A 2644-nucleotide genomic window follows, 5' to 3' on the forward strand; every position below is an offset into this window, starting at 1 on the left:
TTTTTGCTAAATATTTATACTCATTCTCTAAATCGATAACATAAACATTTCTATTTTGTGCTAACTCATCAACTATCGATTTTGATTTTGATGATGATTTTCCTGTTCCACTAGTCCCAACAGTCATTCAGTTATAATTAGTTCTCTTTGCGTCTTTTTTATAAAATCTATCAACTATAATCGGCTCACCCGTAGATAGAGTTGTCCCTAAAATACTAATATTACCGTCATTATGAAACTCATTTTCGAAGCTTCAACCATATGCAGCATTAAATGATGATATTTGTACTGCTTCTTTTAAATTATTTGTGGTTATCAAACAACTTTGAGCATAAGCCTCAAACTGTCTAAATGGTAATGAAGTTAAATAAATTCTAGCTTTAACAGCTGCATGATAATTTTTACTCTCAATCATCTTTAATTCTTTTAATGAACTTGCTTTATTAATAATCATAAAATGTGAATCAAATAAATTATTACCATCAATTAATAGCTGGTCTTGTAAATATTCCATAGCTTCTAATTGTAAATTATTAGACTTTCTTTGAAATTTTGAATTAATAACAGCTGAGTTATCAATATTCTTTTTAGCCACACTATCTAATAAATGTGCTTGTGCTTCTGTTGAAATTGCACCTAAATTTCACACAATAACAGAATCATTATTCAATAACTCGCTATTTCATCCATCCTGTAATCTCAATGGCAGTTCATTAACTGTCTGAATTGAATAATATAACCCGTCTTTAATAAAGTAATTAGCTTTAAAAACGACATTGTCTGCTCTTAATAACTCATCTAAACTAATCAATTTTGTCTTTGAAGAAGAGTTATCATTTTTATGTTTTTTCGATTTTGATAATAATCATTTTTTAAATCTCAAAATTCAATCATTACTTAAAATTTCTTCTTCATCACGATAATTTCGTCTTAACCCGTTAGTTTTTAATTGTTGCTGATCTATATATTTTTTAAGTAATTCCTCATCTAATTCTTTATCGTTTAATCTAGCCAAAAATCTCACTAAATCAGCAGACTTTAATAAACGAGGTTCCAATTCCATCGAGTTCATATATTGATAAACCATATCAATATTTTTTTGTAGTTCTGATATTCTACGCTCATACAGTACAACATAATATGTATCAAGCATTATTTCTTTATCTAATGTTTCAAAGTCTAAAAACTTTTCTTCATATAAATTTGTGTAATTTTCAATCACTTCAGCACTTGCATTATTTAGCTTTAAATATTGCATTTTTTGGTCTAAATTAGTCTTTAAAGCTTCAAAGTTTTTTGAATAATCAATTAATTCCTTTTGTCTAACAAAACTAATCTGTATTTTTGTATTATCTAATATATCAATAAATTTTGCTAAAAACGACTCTCTATCGCTTTCTTCTTCACTTCAAGGAGTTTTACCTTTAAATTTTAATACGCTAAAATATTTAACTCCACCACGCAACATTTTTGTTTTAATATATCTATCTTCGAGCATTTCGGCATATGGTATTAAATTTTTCGTGCTGTTTCTCTTATTATATTTTTTGGTTTTAAAAATATAACAAATCATCCTAATCAGCAATCTATATAATCTAACATCATATTTTCTAATTTTTATTAAAAGCACACTAAATACACCGAATGTTAAAAATCAAATTAATATTTTGAAATAAGGATTCATTTTCTTAGGCAACACTGATTGCGTTAAGAAAATCGAACTAATAACACAAGCTAATAACACTACAAAATCAATTCAGTCAAAATTCTTAAACACTTTTAACTTAGTTTTCTTTATATTTTTTGGTTGTAGCATTCTCATTAACCTTTCTTAATATTTTCTTTACTTTTTACTATACTTTTTGCTCGTTTTTTGTTTGCAGCTTCTCTTGCATCAGCACTTTTTATTCGACCATCTATAAATGATGAAATCAACTTGTTATCTTTATTCAATTCACGTTCTTTAATTAGTTTTTGTTTTTCTAATTCAGCAGCTGAAACAATATTTTTCGATGCAACTCCACGTTTTGAGTTTTGTGCCATCAATCTTGATTTTTGGTCATTAATATTTAATTCTTTTCTCGAACTACGCTGTGTTCTCGCATCAATTAAACTTCCTAACGCTTCATGTCTTTGTGCTAATTCTTTATATTTCTCTGAATTAACTCCACCTTCCTGAGCAGCTAGTTTTTCCATTTCTTTCAAGGTTTGATTTTCTTGTTTAATTAATTTATTATCACTAGCTCTTAAATCAGATTTTTTATAAGCACTATTTCCTGAAGCTAGTTCTTTTCTAATCATTGCTCTTTCAGCTTTACTTTCCATCTTATCATTTGCTATAGCCATTCTTTGGTCTTCTGAACGCATATTTAAGCTTTGCATTTCTTTAGCATATCCGGCTTTTGATAATTCTCCTGATTTCAATTTATTTTTTAAATCTCTCTTAGCTTCTAATTTTTGTAATCCTGCCTTGCCACGAGTTAAACCCACACCAGCAGTTTTTATTGCTTTACCACTAGCTTTCGTTGCCTTACCAAGTGCTTTAAACGCACCACCAATACCAGCACCTAATGCCATTCCACTAGCCAATAAACCTTTAGTTTCCGACATAGTCTCTCTCACTGATGCAGATTCTCCAACAAAT

The 2644-nt window shown here is 28.6% G+C and carries 1 protein-coding gene and 1 pseudogene; both read right to left on the minus strand.

All coding sequences use genetic code 4. The annotated features are described in order from the left end of the window. Nucleotides 1-1822, minus strand: a pseudogene (locus N1F73_RS03560) (conjugal transfer protein TraE); the annotation flags it as partial. Then, on the minus strand, nucleotides 1822-2644 hold an 823-nt coding region (locus N1F73_RS03565), incomplete at its 5' end, for a hypothetical protein (protein WP_260360138.1). The pseudogene N1F73_RS03560 and the gene N1F73_RS03565, both read right to left, overlap by 1 nt.

It is taken from the genome of Mycoplasma sp. HS2188, from assembly GCF_025209835.1.
Lineage (GTDB): Bacteria > Bacillota_I > Bacilli_A > Mycoplasmatales > Metamycoplasmataceae > Mycoplasmopsis.